Origin of the sequence: Streptomyces sp. I05A-00742, from assembly GCF_013055795.1 — a bacterium.
Classification (GTDB): Bacteria; Actinomycetota; Actinomycetes; order Streptomycetales; family Streptomycetaceae; genus Streptomyces.
Window position 1 is genome coordinate 66,780 of sequence record NZ_JABETO010000015.1, and the last position, 21,412, is coordinate 88,191.

Annotated in this window: 11 protein-coding genes and 1 pseudogene; 8 read left to right on the forward strand and 4 right to left on the reverse strand. The window is 73.7% G+C overall.

The window, feature by feature from the left end; genetic code table 11:
- The first annotated feature begins 26 nt into the window (after nt 1–26).
- From HN013_RS16575 to HN013_RS34160, 4 genes and pseudogenes are all read left to right on the forward strand, one after another.
- On the forward strand, nt 27–1,391 hold the full coding sequence (locus tag HN013_RS16575; RefSeq protein WP_171166923.1) for a DUF2254 domain-containing protein: 1,365 nt from the start codon (nt 27–29) through the stop codon (nt 1,389–1,391).
- 317 nt (nt 1,392–1,708) lie between these two features.
- Nucleotides 1,709–1,975, forward strand: a pseudogene (locus HN013_RS34155) (wax ester/triacylglycerol synthase domain-containing protein); the annotation flags it as partial.
- Between the two features lie 149 nt (nt 1,976–2,124).
- Nucleotides 2,125–2,574: a hypothetical protein gene (locus HN013_RS16585; RefSeq protein ID WP_249375080.1), complete on the forward strand. Its 450-nt coding sequence runs from the start codon at nt 2,125–2,127 to the stop codon at nt 2,572–2,574.
- 26 nt (nt 2,575–2,600) lie between these two features.
- Complete coding sequence (locus HN013_RS34160) at nt 2,601–2,957, forward strand: WS/DGAT domain-containing protein (RefSeq protein WP_171166926.1); 357 nt, start codon at nt 2,601–2,603, stop codon at nt 2,955–2,957.
- Here the strand turns inward: HN013_RS34160 and HN013_RS16595 are convergent.
- Entirely contained in the window at nt 2,918–4,036 is a 1,119-nt protein-coding gene (locus tag HN013_RS16595) for an SDR family oxidoreductase (protein WP_171166927.1), read from the reverse strand. The two genes, HN013_RS34160 and HN013_RS16595, sit on opposite strands and share 40 nt — an antisense overlap.
- 339 nt (nt 4,037–4,375) lie before the next feature.
- Between HN013_RS16595 and HN013_RS16600 the strand changes: the two genes are divergently transcribed.
- Entirely contained in the window at nt 4,376–11,803 is a 7,428-nt protein-coding gene (locus HN013_RS16600; RefSeq protein WP_171167001.1) for a type I polyketide synthase, read from the forward strand.
- Nucleotides 11,804–11,885: 82 nt separating this feature from the next.
- Here the strand turns inward: HN013_RS16600 and HN013_RS16605 are convergent, their stop codons facing one another.
- The gene (locus tag HN013_RS16605; RefSeq protein WP_171166928.1) at nt 11,886–13,439 is read right to left on the reverse strand and encodes an aldehyde dehydrogenase family protein; all 1,554 of its coding nucleotides are present in this window, start codon (nt 13,437–13,439) and stop codon (nt 11,886–11,888) included.
- Between the two features lie 275 nt (nt 13,440–13,714).
- Between HN013_RS16605 and fdhD the strand changes: the two genes are divergently transcribed.
- Nucleotides 13,715–14,548: a formate dehydrogenase accessory sulfurtransferase FdhD gene (gene fdhD, locus HN013_RS16610; RefSeq protein ID WP_171166929.1), complete on the forward strand. Its 834-nt coding sequence runs from the start codon at nt 13,715–13,717 to the stop codon at nt 14,546–14,548.
- A 175-nt stretch (nt 14,549–14,723) separates the two neighbouring features.
- Here fdhD and HN013_RS16615 read toward each other — a convergent pair whose 3' ends face one another.
- Both HN013_RS16615 and HN013_RS16620 read right to left on the reverse strand, forming a co-directional pair.
- Nucleotides 14,724–17,051 carry a GTPase-associated protein 1-related protein gene (locus HN013_RS16615; RefSeq protein ID WP_171166930.1) on the reverse strand — a complete coding sequence of 776 codons (2,328 nt, stop codon included), beginning with the start codon at nt 17,049–17,051 and terminating at the stop codon, nt 14,724–14,726.
- 688 nt (nt 17,052–17,739) lie between these two features.
- Nucleotides 17,740–18,201, reverse strand: coding sequence for a MarR family winged helix-turn-helix transcriptional regulator (locus HN013_RS16620; RefSeq protein ID WP_171166931.1), 462 nt, complete (start codon nt 18,199–18,201; stop codon nt 17,740–17,742).
- Between the two features lie 137 nt (nt 18,202–18,338).
- Here HN013_RS16620 and HN013_RS16625 point away from each other — a divergent pair, with 137 nt between their 5' ends.
- Nucleotides 18,339–19,271 (forward strand): zinc-binding dehydrogenase, encoded by a 933-nt coding sequence (locus HN013_RS16625; RefSeq protein WP_171166932.1) that lies wholly within the window; start codon nt 18,339–18,341, stop codon nt 19,269–19,271.
- A gap of 85 nt (nt 19,272–19,356) precedes the next feature.
- On the forward strand, nt 19,357–21,351 hold the full coding sequence (locus tag HN013_RS16630) for a sialidase family protein (RefSeq protein ID WP_171166933.1): 1,995 nt from the start codon (nt 19,357–19,359) through the stop codon (nt 21,349–21,351).
- Nucleotides 21,352–21,412 lie beyond the last annotated feature (61 nt).

Below are 21,412 nucleotides of genomic sequence, written 5' to 3' on the forward strand. Positions count from 1 at the left end.
TTTTACCTACGCCATAAGGTACGTTTATGGGCATCTCGGGGCATGACACCACACCTACCGGTGCGGAGCCGTCCGTCCCGGCTCCGGCCAGGCGGGTTCCCCGTCCGTTGTCGCCGTTGCGGGAGCATCTGCGGGACACGTTCTGGTTCACGCCGACGGTGGGGCTGCTGGGGGCCGTGGTGGCGGCCGGGGTGGTGATGGAGCTGGACCACTGGCTGGTCCGGGGGCTGCAGGAGGAGGGGGACTACGAGACGGTCGGCTCGCTGATCCGGATCGCGGACGACGCCAAGTCGATCGTCACGACCGTGGGGTCGGCGATGCTCACCTTCATCGGGGTGGTGTTCTCGATCTCGCTGGTGGCCCTCCAGATGGCGAGCGGGCAGTTCTCGCCGCGGGTGGTGCGGCTCTACGTGCGCAGCCGGATCACCAAGTGCACGTTCGCGGTCTTCCTGGCGACCTTCCTGTTCGCGCTGCTGGCGCAGTCCGCCTACGAGGGGGAGACGGACGCCAGGACGATCAGCACGGTGCCGGTGTTCTCGGGCCTCGTGTGCGGACTGTTGTTGCTGGTCAGCCTCGCGCTGTTCGTGGCGTACGTGAATTCCACGCTCCGGCTGATGCGCGTGGGCCATGTCATCGACCGGATCATGCGGGAGTCGCTCCATGTCCTCGACCGGCACGCCCGGACCGCCGGGCAGGGGGCGGACCCGCCCGCCCTGCCGCCGTCGGGCCCCGAGGTCGCGCACCGGGGGCGGGCCGGGGTGCTGCGGGACGTCCACATCGCGCGGCTGGTGCGGGTGGCGCGGCGGCAGGGGGTGGTGTTGCGGCTGATTCCTCGGATCGGGGATTACGTGGTGCCGGGGACTCCCCTGTTCGCCGTGCACGGCGGACGGAGCGTGCCGCCGGCCCGGGCGCTGCGGTACACGGTCTCCGTCGGGGTGGAACGGACGTTCCACCAGGACATCGGGTTCGGGCTCCGTCAGCTGTCCGACATCGCCCAGCGGGCCCTGTCACCCGCGGTCAACGATCCGACCACGGCCGTGCAGTGCCTCGACCGCATCGTTCAGTTCCTGACAGCGATCGCGCACCGCCCTCTCGGCGCCCTGTGCCACAGCGATCGCGGAGGAGCTGTCCGCCTGGTGCAGGACCTGCCCGGGTGGACGGATCTCGTCGATCTCGGGCTGACCGAGATCCGGCGGTGTGCGGTGGGCAGTCCGCAGGTCACCCGGCGGCTGATGGCGGGACTGGACGATCTGTGGGCCCTGGTGCCCCAGGAGCGGCGCCGGCCCCTGGAGCGGCACCGCACACTGCTGGAGCAGGCCGTCGCGCGCACGGTGCCGGAGGCGGCGGACCGGGAGTTCGCCCTGGAGGCCGACCGGCAGGGGATCGGGTAGCCGGGCCGTTCCATCTCACCTGAAAGGATGAGAATACGGTCGTCCGGCGGTTGACCGGAGGCCCGCCTGGTGTTCTGGAAGCGGGTATGCGCCCGGCCCGGCCTTGGGTGCGGGGCCTCGGGGCTCTGCCCGTGGGGAGGGCGCTGTTGTCCATGTCCGATGCTTCCGCCGGTCCGGGGCCGGGGCAGCGGGATCCGTGGGGGCGGGGGTGGGCCGCTTACGCGCGGCGGCATCCGGCCGACCCGCTGGTGATCAGTCAGGCGATGTTGTGCTCAGGGATCGTCCCGTCCAGGGAGGATCTGCTGGAGATGGCGTGGATGGCCTGTGGGCTGCTGCCCGGCCTGGCGGGTGCGCGGGCCGAGGCGGCGGGTGTCCTGGGCCGGCACGTTTCCGAGGCCGTGGTCGAACCCGGGTCCGGGGAGCGGGGGCTGCGCGCGGTGCTCGGGAGGCTGGCGGTCAGGCCGCTGCCGGAACTGGGCGCGGACCTGTGGCTGGTGCGGGGATACGCGCCGGGTGCGTTCGCGTTGGTGCCCCGGGTCCATCACGGTCTGATGGACGGGGTGGGCAGCAGTGCGGTGGTCAGCCGGGTCAGTCGGATGCTGAGCGGTTCCGGCGCGGCGGCCGGGGCGCGTCCCCGGCCGGGCGGACCGCCCGCGGAGCCGGGTCGCACGGCGAAGGGCCGCGGTGGGGAAGGGGACGGAGAGGGAGCGTATGGGGGGCGTGCCGGGCGGCCTTGGCGCTGGCCGACTTCGCCTTCGGCCTCCCGCCCGCCGCGCCGTTGGCGCCGGTGCCCCTCCGCGGCCCGGACGAGCCGCTGCGGCACGGGTGGACGTTCGTCCGGGCAGAACTGTTGCGCCCGGTGATGCGTGACTTCGGGGCCAGTGTCAACGACATCTATCTCTCCTGCCTGTCGGGGGCGTTGGGGAGCTGGATGCGGGAGCGCGCCGGTGGTGTGCCGCGCAATGTCATGGCGCTGATGCCGATCAGTATCCGTGCGCCGGGGCGCGAACTGGAGGACGGCAACCGGTTCGTCGGGGCGCGGGTGCGGTTGCCGGTCGGCGAGACGGACCCGGCGCGCAGGCTGACGGCGGTGATGGAACGGACGCGGGCGGCGCGGCGGTCTTCGGCCCGTGCGGAGGTGGAGCGGCTGCTGGACCGGTGTCCGGACGCCGTGGCGACGTGATCCTGCGGCGCAGTCTGCGGCCGGAGGTGAGTTCTCTTCTCACGACGAATGTGCCCGGGCCCCCGGGGGAGTTCAGGGTGCGGAGCTGGCGGTTGGAGCACGTGGTGCCGTTGACTTTCCTTCCCCCGGGGCACGCCCTGGCGGCCACGATCATGGACTACGGCGGTGAGGTGTGTGTCAGTTTCACCGCGCGTGCGCACCTCGCCGACACGGACGGACTGCCGAGGATGTTCGGTGAGGCGGTGCGCGAGCTGTGCGCCGCGCCGGGCGCCCGCGGCCCGGGCGGCGGCCGGGGTGATACCGGCGGCCTGCGCCAGGGGCCCGAGGTAAGAGAAGTACGACGCTACGGGCGGGAGGGGGCCGCCAGGGCTTGTGCGAGGTAGCCGGTGTCGATGGGGAGCGGGGCGGGCAGGCCACCGATGTGCCGCAGCAGGTGGGTGCGGTCGTATGTGCGCTGGTGGGTGTTGTAGGAGAGCAGGTAGCCGAACTCCCGGACGGCGTACGCCTCCAGAGGGGTGGGGTCGGGGATGTGGGGGGTGATGTGGGCGGACAGGCCCGGTTGCGCCGCCTCGAAGGCCCGGGCGATCAGTTGTGCCGGGGTGTTGTCCGGGTGGGTGAGATGAGCGGTGAGCACGCCGGGCTCATGGTGGGCGGCGGCGGTGCGGACCATGGCCTGGACCGCCCAGTCGGTCTGGAGGAGGTTGAGTGAGCCGTCGGGGGGACCCTGGAGGCGGAAACGCATCGCCGCCGGGGCGGCTCGGCCGGGGTCGTGCGGTGCGCCCGCGCCACTGCCGCGCCGGGCGCGTGCCCGGAGTGTGGTGCGCATGGTCCGGGCCAGGAAGGCGAAGGGGTGCTGCGGCAGCCCGTCGGGGGCGGGGCGGTTGTCGACAAGGACGCCCGGCCGCAGGACGGTGACCGTGCGTGAGCGGGTGCGGGCCCAGTGCCGGACGGTCCGTTCGGCGGTGAACTTGCTTTCCTCGTAGGCGTTGTGGAAGCCGGCCGCGTCGCACAGGTCCGTTTCCCGGATCAGGCCGCGGGTACGACGGCCGGCGACGTAGGCGGTGCTGACGTGGACGAGGTGGACGCGGGAGGTACGGTCGGCCAGTTCCAGGATGCGACGGGTGCCGATGACGTTGGCGCGGTGGATGGGGAGGGGGTCTCCGTGCAGGGCGATCGAGGCGGCGCAGTGCCAGATGGTGGTGAGGCCGTCGAGGGCCTCGTCGTGCGGGAGCGGTCCGGGACGGGACAGGTCGGCACGCAGGCAGCGCAGGCGGCCGAACGCCCCGGGCCGCAGCGTGCCCTCGGTGTCGAGCCAGGTGACGGCCGTGCGGATGCGCCGGAGCAGCACCGCCGGCTCGTCGCGGCCGAGGAGGACGACGGGGGTGTCGTCCTCCTCGGTCAGCAGGTGGTGCAGCAGCCGGCTGCCGAGGTACCCGGTGGCGCCGGTGATGAGGACGGACACGGATGGGGTCCTTCCGCCGGTGCGGATGCCAAGGGCCGGTGGCCATGGCGGTCCGGCCACCCTAGGGCGCACCCGGGCCTGATCACGAGAGGGCCCTGCCGTTGCGTCCCCCCGGTTGCGGACACAGGTGTTCCTGGGAGCGCTGTTGCTGTGCCCGCGGCGAGATATCACCTGGATGGGTGAATGCCGGTTCCGGTGAGCTTGGGGTCTTTCTTCAGGTGAAGAATGGAAATGTGCTTGCCGGATGATGGCTTCTCCCGTGCGTGGCCCGTGCCCGCGGGCGAGGCACCCGTCGCGGACGGCCTGGAGCCATCGGGCGATGGAGGGGAGGCCGTGGGGATGGAACCGGACGGACGGAAGGCCGCGGACGAGGGGATCGCCGTCATCGGAGTCTCCTGCCGGCTGCCGGGGGGCATCGGCGGCCTGACGGAGCTGTGGACGGCCCTCGAAGAAGAACGTGACATGATCACGACAGTTCCACCGGACCGGTTCGACACCGACCGGTTCGTCGACGTCAGCAGGCCGCGCCCGGGCAAGAGTTACACGGCCGCCGGCGGCTTCCTGGACGACATCGCCGGCTTCGACGCGGCCTACTTCGGCATCGCGCCCAGGGAAGCAGCGGCCATGGACCCGCAGCACCGGCTGCTGCTGGAACTGACCGCCGAGGCGCTGGACGACGCGGCTGTCGCCCCCTCCCGCCTAGCGGGCACCGACACGGCCGTCTACATCGGCGTCTCCGACGGCTCCTACTCCATGATGCTCACACCGCGCGAGGTCGGCTCCCACTCCATGGTCGGCGGCGCGCTCGCCCTCGCCGCGAACCGCGTCTCGCACACCTTCGACCTGCGCGGCCCCAGCATGGCCGTCGACACCGCCTGTTCCTCGTCACTGGTCGCCCTGGACCGGGCCTGCCGCACCCTGCGGGACGGCACCAGCGCCATGGCCCTGTGCGGCGGAGCCAACCTGCTGCTCAATCCGCTGCAGTTCATGGGTTTCTCCCAGGCGTCCATGCTGTCCCGGGCCGGCCGGTGCGCGGCCTTCTCCGCCCACGCCGACGGCTTCGTACGCGCCGAAGGCGGCGGCGTGGTGCTGCTCAAGCCCCTGTCCGCCGCCCGCGCCGACGGTGACCGCGTCCACGCGGTGATCCTGGGCACCGGGGTCAACAGCAACGGCCGCACCCCGGGGGTGTTCCTGCCCAGCGCCGCGGCCCAGGAGGACCTGCTGCGCCGCACCTACGCCCGGGCGAACGTCGACCCCGACGAACTCGTCTACTTCGAAACCCACGGCACCGGCACGCCCGTCGGTGATCCGGTCGAGGCCACGGCCATCGGACACGCCCTGGGCATGCGGCGGATCACCGGCGAACTGCCCATCGGATCGGTGAAGACCAACCTCGGTCACCTCGAACCCGCCTCCGGCATGGCCGGGCTGTGCAAGGCCCTGCTGGTCCTGCGCCACCGCATGGTGCCCGCCTCCCTGCACGCCGATCCACTGAACCCCGACATCGACTTCACGGGCCTGGGGCTGCGGCCGGTCACCGAGAAACTGCCCGTGACAACCACCGGGCGCGCAGTGGTGGGGATCAACTCCTTCGGCTTCGGCGGAGCCAACGCCCATGTCATCATCGCCGCGCCCGAGCCCGTGTCCGCACCGGGCGCACCGCCCCCGCCGCGGCCGGTGCCGGTGCCGGTGGTGGTCTCCGCCCGTTCCGCCGAGGCGCTCGGCCAGGCAGCGACACGGCTCGCGGACCACCTGGAGCGGGCCCCCGCACAGGAGTTCGCCGACATCGCGGCCACCTTGTGGCGGCGCGGCCGGCACCACCACCGCGCGGTCGTGCTGGCCGCCGACGCCGGCCGGGCCGCCCGTACGTTGCGGGCCCTGACCACCGCCTCCGCGTCCGGATCCGCGCCGGACACCTCCGGCGGGGCCGTCGCCACGGCCGTCGCCGACAGGCGGGTGGCGTTCGTCTACTCCGGCAACGGCTCGCAGTGGCCGGGCATGGGTGCCGCCCTGTACGCACACGACGAGGTCTTCAGGAACGCGGTGGACGAGCTCGACACTCACCTGACCACCTTTCTGGGGTGGTCCACCGCCCATGCGCTGACCCGGCCGCCCGAAACCCGGGACCTGGAGGCCACCGAGTTCGCCCAGCCCCTGCTGCTCGCCGTCCAGCTGGGCATCACCGCCGTCCTGCGCGCGCACGGGATCGTGCCGTCCGCCGTGTTCGGACACAGCGTCGGTGAAGTGGCCGCCGCGCACACCGCCGGCATCCTGGACACCGGGCAGGCCGCCCGGGTGATCGCCGAACGCTCCCGCGCCCAGGCGCCGTTGCGCGGCAGCGGGCGCATGGCCGCCGTCGGGATGTCCGCCGAGGAAACACTCCGCGTCCTCGCCCGGCACGGCGACGCGGTGGTGCTCGCCGGGATCAACAGCCCACAGGACGTCACCGTCGCCGGACGCGCCCACGACCTGACCGCCCTGGGGGACGACCTGCGCCGCCGCGGCGTCTTCTTCCGCGAGCTGGACCTCGACTACGCCTTCCACAGCCCCGCCATGGACGCCTGCGAAGCCCCCCTGCTCCGGGCGCTGGCCGGACTGGAACCCGCCCCCGCCACCGTCCCGTTCCACTCCACCGTCACCGGCACCCCCTTGCTCGGCACGGAGCTGGACGCCGCCTACTGGTGGCACAACATCCGCCGGCCGGTGCGCTTCGCCGACGCGGCCGCGCTCGCCCGCGAGGACGGCGCCGGCATCTTCCTGGAGATCGGCCCCCACCCCGTCCTGGGCGCCTACCTGCGCAGGAGCACCACCGCCGGCCACCGCGGCCGCCCCGCCGTCGTACCCACCGGTCACCGCGACGGCGACGAGCCGCGGACCCTGGCCACCGCGCTGGCCTCGCTCATCGCCGCGGGCGCCGACGCCACCGGCCCCACCCCGCGCCCAGGACACCTCGCCGACCTGCCGGCGTACCCATGGCAACGCCACCGCCACTGGGCCGGCAGCCCCCAGTCGTGGCTCCGCACCAGCGGCGACGGGCTGCTGGACCACCCCCTGCTCGGCGAGCGCATGCCCGCACCGCACCCGCAATGGCAGGGCCCCGTCGAGCCGGTCCTCGTCCCCTGGCTGACCGACCATCGCATCCAGGGCACGGTCCTCATGCCCGCCACGGGCTACGTCGAGATGGCGCTCGCCGCCGGCCGGCGCACCCTGGGCGACGGCCCCCTCGAAACCGGGCACCTGATCATCAACAGCGGCCTCGCCGTGCCCTGGGACGACCCAGGCACCATCCAGCTCCAGCTCTCCCTGCGCCCGGACGACGGCACGGTGACCATCACCAGCACCAGCCGGCCCGGCGAGACCCCCCGCGCCCACGCCACCGCCCGCGTCCGGTCCCTGACCGCCCGCCGCCCCGCCCCGGTGGACCTCAGCGCTGTCCGCGCCCGTTGCCCGCACTCCGTCGGCGCCGACGACTGCTACCGGGACCGAGCCGCGGCCGGGCTGGAGTACGGACCCGCCTTTCGTATCCTCACCGGTCTGCGCACCGGTCCCGCGGAGGTCCTGGCCGCCTACCACCACCCCGCCCCGGGAGCGCCGTACGTCGTCCACCCGGCGGTGCTGGACGGAGCCCTGCAGGCCGGCGTCCAGCTGCTCACCGACCGGCTCGACGCCGGGCACGCCTTCCTGCCCTCCAGCATCTCCGCGGTACAGGTCTGGGACACCCCGGACCCCACCGGATTCCTCTGGGTCCAGGAGCGCTTCCGCACCCGGGAGGAGGTCCGCTGGGACCTCACCCTCACCACCACGGACGGCCGGGTCACCGTACGCGTCGAGGGCTGCCGGCTCCGCCGGGCCGGCGCCACGGGAATCACCCCCGTCACCGTCCATCACACCACCTGGCGCGCGGCACCCCACCCCCGGCAGCCCTGCGCCCCCTCCCCCCTTCCCCCACCGCGGCACCTCGTCGGCACCGCCCTCCCGGCCGAGCCGTCCCCGCGCCCGGGCGACGAGCGACGCGCGCGCGACGCCCTCGACGAGTTCGCCGCCCGCCACCACGCCAACGCCCTCGCCCGTCTCCTGCCCTCCCCCCGGACCCCCTTCACCACCGGCGACCTGCTCGACGCCGCCCTGCCCGCCGCACACCACGCCTGGGCCCGGCGCGTCCTCGCCCTCATGCACCGCCACCACACCGCACGGCCCCTCGGCGACGGCCGCCACCAACTGACCGCCCCCCGCCACGACACCGGCGAAGCAGCCCACCGCTGCCTGGCCGCCGACCCGTCCTTCGGTACCGCCCTCGCCCTGGCCGCCACGGCACACCGGCACTGGACGGGCGCCCCGGGCACCACACCCGCGGACATCGCCACCGCCGCCGACCAGGTGCGCGGCGCGCTGCCCGCCGACCACCGCCACCACCGGGTGCTGCGCGCACTGTTCACCCGCCTCGCCGACCGGTGGCCCGCCGACCGTCCTCTGCGCGTCCTCGACACCGGCGACGGAACCACCGCCCTCACCCTGCTCCCCGTCCTGCCCCCCGAACGCACCCGCTACCGCGTCACCGGTGTGCCGGCCACGGCCTCGCCCGCCCTGCGCACCCGCCTCGGCGCCCACGACCACGTCGACATCCCGGACGACGACGCGCCTCCGCAGCCGGCCGCCCACACCTTCGACGTCGTCGTCGACGACCGTCTGCACGACCATCCCGACCCCGAAGCTGCGCTCCGGCGCTCCGCAGCGCTGCTGGCACCCGGCGGATATTTCGTCACCTCTTTCCCGCACGACACCGGTCTGAGGGACCTCCTTCACGGCCCCACCACCGGTCACCACCCGCCGCTGTGCGGCGACAGCGGATCCGCCGCCCTGCAGCGGTGCGGATTCACCGACATCACCCGCACCGACACCGACGGGCACACGATCCTGCTGGCCACCACCCCCCGGACCACCTCCCGGCCGGGGCAGCTCCCCGCGGCGCCGGCCGACGCCGCCTTCCTCCTCGTGACCGACGACGACCACCGGGAACGCGACCTGATCGACGCTCTCGCCGCCGCTCTCACCCGCGAAGGGGCACCCGCGGTCTCCACCGGTCGCGCCGGCGCCACGGCGCAGGAGTGGACGACCCTGCTGGAGACCGCCCAACGCTCCGACACCACGACCACCGTGCACATCGCGCTGCTCCTCGGCCGCGTGCAAGGCACCGGCCCCGATTCCCCGGCCGTTCACGCCGCCCGGGCCATCGCCGCGCTCGGAGCCCTGGCCACCGCCTGCCGCCGGTCGACACCTCCCGGGCTCCGTCTGTGGCTGGTCACCCACCCGCACGACGCACTGCCCGGCCCCTGGGAGAACACCGACCCCGCGGCGGCGGCGGTCTGGGGAGCCGCCCGCACCCTCGCCAACGAGCACCCCCTCCTCGGCACCCGGCGGATCGCCCTGGTCCGCACCGGCGAGGCGGCCGCCGACGCCGAACGCCTCGCCCATGAACTCCTCACCCCCGGCGAGGAGGACGAAATCGCCCTCACCGCCCAGGGCCGGTTCGTCCCCCGTGAACGGCCCGGCGCCGTACCCGCGCGAGTACGACCGGACAGCGTCCCCTTCGCCCTGCGGGTGGAGGACCCCGGGTTGTCCTACCGGCTGTCGTGGGCCGAGACCGCTCTCCCACGGCCGGGCCCCGGTGAAGTGGCACTGGTTGTGGGAGCCGTCGGCCTGAACTACCGGGACATCATGCAGACGACCGGTCTCCTCCCGGGCGAGCTGACCGAGGGCACCCCCTCCGAAAACGGTCCGGGTGTCGAATGCGCCGGCACGGTCACCGCCTGCGGCCCCGGCGTGACCGCCTTCCGGCCGGGCGACCGGGTCGTCGGCGTCGCCCCCTCCTGCCTGAGCACCCACACCGTCACCCGGGCCGACTGGCTCATCCCCCTGCCCGACCACTACACCTTCACCGAAGGCGCCACCGTCCCGATCGCGTTCATCACCGTCGGCTACGGTCTGGCCCACCTCGCCCGGCTGCGCCCCGGAGAAACCCTCCTGGTCCACGGCGCGGCGGGCGCCGTCGGCCTGACGGCGCTGCGGTTCGCCGAACTCGTCGGCGCACGGGTCGTCGCCACCGCGGGCAGCGAACTCAAACGTTCCTTCCTGCGCACTCTCGGGGTCGAACACGTCCTGGACTCCCGCAGCCTCGACTTCGCCGACCGGGTACGCGAGATCACCGACGGACGGGGCGTCGACGTCGTCCTCAACTCCCTCGCCGGCGAGGCCATCACCCGCGGCCTGGAACTCCTGCGTCCTGGCGGCCGCTTCATGGAACTGGGCAAACGCGACATCTACGAGAACAAGCCCTTGTCCCTGCGCGCCTTCAACAACAACATCGCCTTCTTCGGTGTGGACATCACCACGCTGCTGGAGGACACGGAGATCCGCACACACCTGAACGAGGTACGGGCCGACGTCCTGGGCGACGGCGACTATCACGGGCTGCCGCACACCGCCTTCCCCGCCGCCCGGGTGCACGAGGCATTCCGCCTCCTGCAGCACTCCCGTCACATCGGGAAAGTCGTCGTCACCTTCCACCCCGACGACGAACCCGTGCCGGTCGAGCCGGCCGCGTGCCCGCCCCGCCCCGACCCAGCAGGCACCTACCTCGTCACCGGCGGCACCGGTGGATTCGGCGCCGCCACCGCCCACTGGCTCGCCGACCGCGGCGCCCGCCACATCGCTCTGGCCGGCCGGCGTGGAGCCCAGGCCCCCGAAGCCGCGTCGGTCCTCGCCTCACTGGCCGCACGCGGCGTCCACGCCACCGCCCACGCCGCCGACGTCACCTCTCTCAAGGCCATGCGCGCCCTGGTCAAAAGGATCGACCGCACCGGCTTTCCGCTGCGCGGAGTCGTCCACGCCGCGATGCACCTCGACGACGCGCCGCTCACCGAGCTCGACGAGGCCCGGATCGCCGCCGTCCTGGCACCGAAGATGACCGGAGCGGCCGTCCTCGACGCCCTCACCCGGGACCGGGACTGCGACCTCTTCCTGTGCCACTCCTCCGGCACCGCCCTGCTCGGAAACATCGCCCAAGCCCCCTACGTCGCCGGAAACCTCGCCATGGAAGCCCTGGTCCGCCGACGCCGCCGCGAAGGGCATCCGGGCCTGGCGATCGCCTGGGGCGCCATCTCCGGCACCGGCTACGTCGCCCGCAACAGCCTCGACGACAGCCTGACCGCGCTCGGCGTCGAACCTCTCCTCCCCCGGCAGGCGTTCGCCACCGCCGAACTCCTCCCTGCGGACTCCGACGTCACAGGCATCGGCCGCTACCAGTGGTCACGCGCCGCCGACCTCCTGCCCCAGGCCGCCGGCCCCCGGCTGAGCACACTCGTCCCCGCAGGTGCCGTCGTCGGCGGTCTCGCCCGCGAACAACGCCTCGAAGCACTGCGCCGCATGCCGGCCCACACCGCGGTCGACCACCTTGTCGGGGAGCTCACCCACCTGATCGCCGACACCCTCAAAACCACCCCCGGCGATCTCGACCCCGACGCGCGCCTCGACATCTACGGCATGGACTCCCTCATGGGCGCCCAGTTCCTCGCCGCCCTCCAGCAGACCTACGACGTCCGGATCTCCCCCATGGAACTCGTCAGCAGCAACAGCACCATCACCGGCATCGCCCACCACCTCCACCAGCACCTCGGCCTCCACCACACCACGAACGCACCGGAGGACACCGGAGGTCCACACATGGCACCTACGGACGACGGCCGGACGACGGACACGGCACCGGCGTGATAGCCGGACCACGACCATGTCGGTCCGTCCCGGAGCCGCCGCAGGAGGGAGCGCCGGCTCCGGGACGCGACCCGGGCACTGTTCAGGGCATCAAGTGGTAGTCCGGGAAGTTGCCCGGCAGCCGCTCCTCCGCCGAGGATCCCTGGGTCACCGCCCGGACGAGCAGGTCCCCGCCGACGAAGGCGCCCCGCCAGGAGGCCCCGAATCCACCGAACAGTTCCTCGCGGTCGCCGCGCGAGCGCGGCTTCCCGTGGCCGACCTTGAAGGCGCGGACCTGGGGGGCGAGGCGTTCGAAGGTCGCCGGGTCGTCGCAGGAGAGGGTGGCGACGAGGGCGCCGTTGCTGGCGTTCATCGCGGCGAGGAGCTCGGCTTCCGTGTCCACCAGCACGATGGTGTCCACGGGGCCGAAGGGCTCCGCGTGGTGCAGGGGCGAGGAGGGCGGTGGGTTGAGGAGGGTGACCGGAGGGACGTACGCGCTGCGGTCCTGGCCCGCGAGGAAGCGGCCGTCCGCCAGTGAGCCGTGGTGCAGCGGGACGGCGCCCCGGTCGATGGCCTCGGCTACCTGGTCGGTCAGCTCCTTCGCCTTGGCCGCGTTGATGAGCGGGCCGAAGTCCAGCTCGGGCAGGTCGTCGGTGGGCCAGTCGGTGGCGAGCGGGTGGCCGAAGCGCACGGACCGCACGGCGGGCAGGTAGTGGGCGAGGAAGTCCGCGAACGCCGAGCGCTGGACCACGAAGCGGGGGTAGGCGGTGCAGCGCTGCTTGGCGTAGTCGAAGGTCTTCCGGATCCGCGGGGCGAAGGCGTCCCAGTCGGTGAAGTTCCAGATGCCCCAGGTGTTCAGCCCCTCCTGTTCGAGGATGTGGCGTTTGCCCAGGTCGGCCACGGCGGTGGCGACACGGGCACCGGTGTCCCGGCCACCGACGAAGGAGACGCAGCCGATCTCGGGCGCCCGGACGAGCGCCTCGGACAGCTCGCCGCCGCTGCCGCTGAGGAGGGTCAGGGGCAGGCCCTCACGGACGGCGAGGGCGCACGCCAGCGTCAGACAGGACAGGCCCCCGTCGGTCGGGGTCTTGGCGATCACCGCGTTGCCCGCCAGGGCCTGGACGAGCATGGCGTGGACGAGCACGCTCATCGGGTAGTTCCAGCTGGCGATGTTGGAGACCGGTCCGGGGAGCGGGACGCGTCCGGCGGTCATCGAGGCGATGCCGTCCACGTACCAGCGGACTCCGTCGATCGCCCGGTCCACGTCCGCCTGCGCGAGGTGCCAGGGCTTGCCGATCTCCCAGACCAGGAGCAGGGAGAGGAGTTCGCGATGCTCGTCGAGCGCGTCCAGCGCGGCGGTCACCCGCGCCCTGCGCTCGAAGAGCGGCACCTCGCGCCAGGCGCGGTGCTGGTCGAGCGCGGCGCGCACGGCCCGGTGGGCGGCCTCCGCGTCGAGGCGTGGCGGTCCGGCGACGGGGGTGCCGTCGACCGGGGTGACGGCGGGCAGCGGACGGCCGTCCGCGTGCCAGGCGCCGTTCCAGAGGTTGAGGACGCGGTCGTCCCGGAACGCCTCGGGGGCCAGGGCCAGACAGCGCCGCCAAGCGCTGTCCCATTCGGTACCGGGTCGCAGGACGAGGGAGTTGAGGGTCGGTGCCATGGGGTTTCTCCGCTCTCGGTGCACAGTCGGGGCGGGGAACAGCACGTTGCCTACCGAACGGTAGCCTCCTGTCCGGCGGATGACAGGGTGACCGTCGGCGATGAGGTCCACGTCACGTGCGACCGTCGGTAACCGGTTGCGCGTCGACCGTGACCGGATTTCGACGCCCGTCCGCCTCCGAGACGGGGCATGGCCGCGCCCGGGAGAACGCCGGGGAGAACGCCCGGGAGAATGTGACCGTCAACCGCCGTCGACAGCCACGGGACTGAGCAGCCATGGGACGGGTCACCGCACGCCGCCGCGTCATCCGCATCCGGGACGGCGCGGTGAACGCGCGTTCCGACACCCTGGTGGCGGAGGAGCCGCTGGAGATCCGGCTCAACGGCAAACCGCTGGCGATCACCATGCGCACGCCGGGCGACGACTTCGCGCTCGCCGCGGGTTTCCTGGTCAGCGAGGGGGTGCTCGGGCGGGCCGAGGAGCTGGCGAACATCGTCTACTGCGCGGGGGCCACGGACGATGGCTCGAACACGTACAACGTCGTCGACGTCCGGCTCGCCCCCGGTGTGCCCGTCCCCGAGGTGAGCCTCGAACGCAACGTCTACACCACGTCGTCGTGCGGCCTGTGCGGCAAGGCGAGCCTGGACGCCGTCCGGACCACGGCCCGGTGGCCGGTGGCAGACGGTCCCGTGCCGGTGCGGCTCACCACGGACCTGCTGGCCGCCCTTCCCGACCGGCTGCGCGCGGCCCAGACGGTCTTCGACCGCACGGGCGGTCTGCACGGGGCCGCCCTCTTCACGGCGGAGGGCGAACTGCTGGACGTCCGCGAGGACGTGGGGCGGCACAACGCGGTCGACAAACTCGTGGGGCGTGCGTTGCGCGAGGGGTCCCTGCCGCTGTCCGGGACCGTGCTGCTCGTCTCGGGGCGGGCCTCCTTCGAACTGGCGCAGAAGGCGGCCATGGCGGGAATCCCCGTGCTGGCGGCGGTGTCGGCTCCGTCGTCCCTGGCCGTCGACCTGGCGGTGGAGACGGGGATGACCCTGGTGGGGTTCCTGCGCGGCTCCTCGATGAACGTGTACGCGGGCGAGGAGCGCGTCGTGATGCCGTGACGGGACGGCGCGCGGGCAGCCGTCGTCCTTGCCGCGTGTGGCCACGAGGCCTCCGCCGGACGACCCGCCGCGTGAAGCCGCCAGGCCCCGCCCGACCTCCCGCCGCGTGAGGCCACAAGGCCCCGTCCGAGGGCCCGCCGCGTGAAGCCACAAGGCCCCGCCCGACAGCCCCGCGTCAGTCCGCCCGTGTCCTCGCGCCGGCCGTCCGGCGCAGGGAGCCGAGCCGGCCGAGGACGCCGGGGCGTCTGTTCCAGTCGAGGAACATCTCGGCCCAGGGGCCGTCCTGTTCGCTCAGGAACCACTGGACTTCGTCCAGCTCCTCACGGGTCATCCGGCGGACGGCGGGGCGCAGCACCGAGGACAGCAGGTCGTTGCGGATGTCGTCCCAGAGCTCGCTCGTGGCGGGCTCGGTGTGCCAGGCGACGAAGCACACGCCCGCGAACTCGGGCGACCGGCGCAGGACGAGGTCCGCGAGCCCGCTGCGGGCCATGCGTGCGTAAGCGGTGATCAGTTCCTCGTCGCCGGAGCGGACCAGTGCGGACAGGTCCTCGTGGCAGGGCTCGCCGGAGAGCAGTCTGCGGGTGAGGGCGCCGCACACGCGCTCGTCGATGGCCGGCTCCAGGGGTGCGGCCTGTTCGCGGAGGGCGAGGATCCGGGCGGCGAAGCCGGGCTGTTCCTCTCCGTCCTCAAGGGCTCCCGCCTGGTCGAGGAGGAGCAGCGCGGCGTGCCGGCGGGGGTCGAGCCGGTGTCCGCAGCGCAGTATCAACGTCCTGGCGACGGCGGGGGCGTGCTCGTCGTCGGGCCCGCTCTCCAGGACGGACCGGACGAACGCGTCATCGAGCCCCGCGGCGCGGTGCCGTTCGGCGGGGAGGCGGGACAGCAGGGCGGCGGCCTCCGCCGGGGTGGGCCGGGCGCTGCCCCAGACCAGGCGGTAGGCGGTGCGCAGGACGGAGGGGTCGGAGCCGTGGCGGCGTCCGGCCCTTCCGATCAGCGCGGCGAGGAGCTCGGTGCGGTCCTCGTCCGGCGGGAGCGGCCGGTCGGCGACGGCGGCCGCCATGCGCAGGTGGGGGCGGTCGGCCAGTTCACCCTTCGGGAAGCCGGCGGTGAGGAGGCGGACGACGGACGCCGGGTCGCCCGTGGCCGCGGTGCGCTCCAGGGTGTCGAGGACGGCGGCCGTGAGCCCCGGGCGCGCGGTGACCGCCGACCACACCCGTTCCCGGTCCTGCGCGCCGTCGCCCAGCAGGGCGGCGCTCAGGCGGGCGGTGAGCACGGGGCTGTGGCCGGCGCGCAGGGCTTCCGCGAGACGGAGGAGGGACAGCACCTGTTCGAGCGGTTCGCCGGGGGCCGCGCGGTCGAGTTCCGCGCGCAGGTCGCGTCTGAGCCGTTCGCCGGGCGCGCTGGACGTCAAGGGCGTGAACTGCTCGGCTAGTTCGGCCAGTGCCGCCCATTCGGCGGACATACGGGGGGTGCTGCCCTCGGCCAGCGCGCCGATCACCGGGTCCAGCAGGGTGCTGTCGGGGCGGTCGCCGGAGGCGTGGAGGCGTGCCCAGCGGGCGGCGGCCGTGCGTCCGGGCGAGTCCAGGAGGATGCCCTCCCGGAGCGCGACGGCGGCGAGGCGGCCGGCGTCGTGCGTCGTGTCGCGGTCGGCGGCCGTGCGGAGCCGGGCGGCCTCCGTGAACAGCGCGGGTTTTCCGGCCAGGAGGATGCGGGCGGCCACGGCCGCCCAGGGGTCCGGCTCGTCGCGGACGGGGCTGGACTGGCCGCCCGCGCAGTCGTGGACGCGGTAGCGGCGGTCGGCCGCCACATGGGCGTAGTCGAAGTCCGAGCCGGGGAAGGCGCCGACGATCTGGTGCCGGGCGAGCAGGGGGCGGCGGGTGTAGGTGGTGAAGGTGAGGCGGTCGGCGAGTTCGCGGGGCAGGACGGCGCTGGCGACGGCGATCCAGTGCGCGATGTGGGTGGTGTCCCGTTCGATGACGAGGAGTTGGGGCGAGTCGGGGCTGCGGAAGAGGGCCCGTACGTCCGTGAGGAAGGGCTCCAGCCGCTCGGCGCGGGCGGTGACGAACTCCAGCAGCCCCGCCTTGCCGATGCGCCGGGCCGGCGCGAGGGCGGTCATGACGTCCGGGACCCCGTCACCTGGGGTGGAGTCGGCCCAGGAGGGGGACTCCCACGCCTCGATGGGCAGCAGGCCGCCGGGCAGGGGGCCGTCCTGCGTCAGCCGGACCGCGTGGGCGTGGAAGGCGTGGCGTCGGCCGCGGAGGTAAGTGCCGGTGCACACGGTGCGGCAGAGCAGCCGGGTGCCGTCGGAGAGTCGGTTGTGGCTGAAGACAACCGGGAGGCCGGTGAGTTCGTCCGGGGCGGTGCCGGGGCCGGCGTCCGGCGGCTCGTACGCGAGCAGCGCCTCGGTCTCCCCCAGCAGAAGGGCGGGCAGGTCGGCGCTGGCGGCCGTGAAGCGGGGGCCCGATGCCGCGGACGAGCAGGAGTAGTGCAGCTGTTGCAGGGTCACTCGGGCTCCTTTCGTGCGGGGGTGCGCATTTTTCGTGCGGGGGTGCGCTTGCGGGGCGAGGGGACGCGCGGTGGCATGCGCCGGCGGCACTCCTCCGGCGGCGGGAGCGGGGACGGCGGCCGCGCGCCGGGGAGAGGCGTCGGGCCGGTGCCGGGCGGCCGGACTCCACGGCGGTCCGGCGGGCGCGGATCCCGTTCCCGGGCGTCGATACGGAGACCCGGCGTACGTGGGTCCGGTGTGCGTGCATCACGGGCGCCGGAGCGGAGGCGGCGGTGCGGGGTTCCGGCCCGGACGGCTTGTGGCGGGCCGTACGGGACGCGGGGCGCGGCGGGGCGTGACGCGAGGGCCGGCTGCCCGCTCGTCAAATGCTGTCGGCCGGAACGCGGTTCGTCCGGGATCGGCCTCCCGCCCGGCGTCCCGTATCCGTTCCGCGGACCGTATCCGTTCCGCGGACCGTTCCCGCCCCGCGGACCGTATCGCGGAACTCTGCGGCCCCCGTGGTCCCCGAGGCCCCACGCCACTCGAACCACCCCTCATCCTCGACCGCCCGTCCGCGCGAAGCCATCCCACCAGATCCGCGGTGAGGGCGTCCTGTGTTTCGGTGAATACCGGTACCGACCCGGCACCGGCCCGGCCCCACCGTGCCGGCGCCCCTGCGGCACCGCCCGCCGGCATCCACCGGAACGCGTCAGCCCTCGTCGACGACCCGGGCGAGCAGGTCGAGGAACAGCCGGCGCTCGGCGGGCGAAAGAGCGGAGAGCAACGCCTCGTTGGCCTCGTCCCCGAGCCGCGTGAGGCGGTCGAGACGCCTGCGGCCCTCGTCGGTGAGCGTGATGGCGTTCTTGCGGCGGTCGGACGGGTCGGGGGCACGGGTGATCAGCTCCTTCGCCTGGAGTTCGTTGAGGATGCCGACCATGTCCTTCGGGTCGAACCCGGTGGTGCGGCCGAGCTCGGCCTGGGCGACGGGGCCCAGGTCGGCCACGGCGGAGAGCACGGCGTGGTGGGGCATCCGCATGCCGTCCTGCGCGAGGGCGTCCGAGACGAGGCGGCGGCCGCGGGCGGAGGCGCGGTTGAGCAGCCAGCTCGGGAGGGACTGGATACGGGCAAGGGTGGGTTCGCCGGCGTCGGCTTCCGTACGGGTGTGTGCCATGGGTCGAGGATAGCGGGAAAGTCGTTGGGATTCCCTACGAAAAACCATTGGACTTCCCAACGGCATCCGGTATCGTCGTAGCCGTTGGGAGTCCCAACGAAGGCACCCGATGAAGCCGACGCCTGTGGAGGTGCACCATGCGACGTGTCCGCTATGCCGAGAACGGCGGCCCCGAGGTACTGCGGGTCGAGAAGGCGGAGATCCCCCGGCCCGGCCCGGGTGAACTGCTCCTTCGCGCCGAGGCGATCGGCGTCACCCTGCCCGTGGTGCGCAGGGTCCGCGAGGGTGGCCTGCCCTTGCCCGCGGGGATCGGCGGCGAGGTGGCGGGAGAGATCGTCGCGGTCGGCCGGGACGTGACCGGGTTCCGGGTGGGCGAGCGCGTCACCGGCCTCTGCTTCGTGGACGCCTACGCCGACTACTCCCTCCTGCACACGTCGATGGCCTCACCCGTGCCCGAGGGCGCGAGCTCCACCGATGCCGTCGCCCTGGTCCGCTGCGGACTCGTCGCCAGAGGCGCGTACGAGGCGGCGCGACCGGCCGAGGGCGAGTCGGTACTGGTCACGGCCGCGGCGAGCGGCGCGGGGCATCTCGCCCTGCAGATCGCCCGGGCCCGTGGAGCCGGACGCGTGGTCGCGGCGGTGAGCTCGCCGGACAAGGCCGGGTTCGTCCGATCGCTGGGCGCCGACGAGATCGTCACCTACGAGCGGGAGTCCTGGGGCGAGCCGGTGGACATCGTGCTGGACGCGGTCGGCGGCACCCTCCTCTCCCCCGCGGTGGGCGCCCTGGCCCCCGGCGGACGGCTGGTGGCCTACAGCTCGGGCGGAGGGACCATCCAGGCGTACGACCTGCTGGTGGGCGCCAAATCGGTGGTCGGCTTCCAGATGGCGCTGATAGCCCGTCACCGGCCCGCGGTGATGGAGCGGTGGCGCCGGGACCTCTGGGCACTGTTCGCCGAGGGCCGGCTGCGGCCGTGCGTCCATGCCGAGCTGCCCCTGGAGGACGCCGCCAAGGCACACGAGATCATCGAATCGCGCGCCAATCAGGGAAAGGTGGTCCTGCGCCCGGCGTGACGCCGCCGACGTGCCGGTGCGGTGCTGTCCCATGGTCCGTGTGAGAAGACGACCCGGCGGACCGTACGGTGACCCACCCCGACCGATGAGGACCCGGGCGGTGGGCGTCCTCCTGGCCGGGGCGCTGCTCCTCCCGCTGCCCCTGCCCCGGGCGGCGGGGATCACGGGCCCGGGGGCTCCGCCGGGGACCGGAAGGGCGTCGCCCGCGCGGCAGGAGCCGGTGTTCGAGGAGCGGGTGCTCTTCAAGGCGGGGGACGAACTCGGGCACGCGTACGCCTGTTACCGCATTCCCGCGATCGTCACCACCGGCCGCGGCACGCTTCTCGCCTTCGCGGAGGGCAGGAAGCACAACTGCGGGGACGCCACCGACATCGACATCGTCCTCAAGCGTTCCACCGACGGTGGCCGCACCTGGACGTCTCCGCGGGTCGTCAACGAGGGCGGCGGTGACACCTACGGGAATCCCGTGCCGATCGTGGACCGCGGGAGCGGGCGGGTCCTCCTGGCCGCCACGTCCAACCGGGGCCGCGAGGACGCGGGGAACTGTGCCACTCCCTGCGAGCGCGTGCCTCACCTCCAGTACAGCGACGACGACGGAAGGAGCTGGTCACGACCGCGCACCCTGGCCGCCGGCCTGCGGCCGCGCGACTGGAACTCCTGGTACGCGACGGGCCCGGGACACGGGATCCAGCTGGCCCACGGCCCGCACCGGGGGCGGCTGTTGGTCGGGGTCAACGCGGAGGCCCACGACGGCGCCCGGGCCACCGCGAACCACGCGGCCCTGGCCTACAGCGACGACGGAGGTGCCCACTGGCGGCTCGGCGCCGTGGACACCCACCGAGTCGCACCGGACGGCACCTACCGGCAGAAACCCTCCGAGCTGACCCTGGCCGAGCGGGACGACGGCACGGTCTACGTCAACGGACGCGAGCAGAACGGCACGGACCTCGGGAACCGGGACGAGGCCGTCAGTCACGACGGGGGCGGCACTTTCGCCGGGCCCTTCCGGTCCCTGCCCGACCTGTACACCCCCACAGTGCAGGGCGCCGTTCTGCCCCTGCGGCCGGGGCGCTGGCTGTTCTCGGCACCCGCCGATCCCGACCGGCGCCGCACGATGACCGTCCGCTCCTCGTACGACCAGGGGCGCACCTGGGAAGGTGCCGAGCGGGGCCGCCGGGTCACCGGCGACTGGTCCGGTTACTCGGACATGGCGGTGGCGGGGCCCGGCACGGTGGGGCTGCTCTACGAGGCGGGCCGGGCGGACGCCCGTCAGGAGATCCGCTTCGCCCGGTTCACCGAGGGCTGGCTGGGCCCCCGCCGCGACCTTGGGCCGACCACCCCGGACCGGGCGCCGGGAGCCGGGGGCGCGGCGGTCCTCGGCAGGGCACGGGCGGTCGGCGGCAGGTTCGGGGACGGGCTGGAATTCGGGGAGATGGACACGGAACGGGGAGCCGAGAAGGGGGGTGACGGGGTGCGGTTGCCCTATCGGGCGTCCCTCCCGCTGGGGAGCGGGGACTTCACAGCGGCCCTGTGGATCCGCTACGGAGGCGGGCACCGGAACGGCGAGGAAGGAGGGGAGGGAGGGGAGGCCGGAGAGACAGAGAGGGGCAGGGAACAGCCGTTGCTCTGGATGGGCGGGATCGGGGGTGCCCCGCAGGTGGCGCTGGTCGGGGATCCGGCGGCGGGACGGGTCACCGGCCGAGTGACCGCCGTCAGCGGCGGTGGGCCGGCACGGACGGTCCGGGTACGGGCCGGTGGCGCCCCTGCCGACGGGCGCTGGCATCACGTGGTGCTGCGCCGGACGGGCAGCCGGCTCGTGCTCACGGTCGACGGGGTGTCCACGTCCGTGGCGGGCGCCCCCGGGTCGGTCAGCCGCACCTCGGTGTTCGGGGTGCACCTGGCCCAGCGGCCGGACGGGAGGCAGTCGCTGACCGGGGCGCTGGACGAGGTGCGGGTCTACCGCCGGGCACTCTCGGACGCCGAGCTCACGGCGTTGCGGAAGAGCAACACCCTGCCGTCCGGCTCCCGGGGCGTCGTGCTCCGGCTGCCGCTCGACCGGGTGGACCGGGCTCGCGGGTGACGGTCGGCAGGGCATGGGACGCCTGGAGAGGATGGTGAACAGCGGAGAGGAGAGGCGGTGC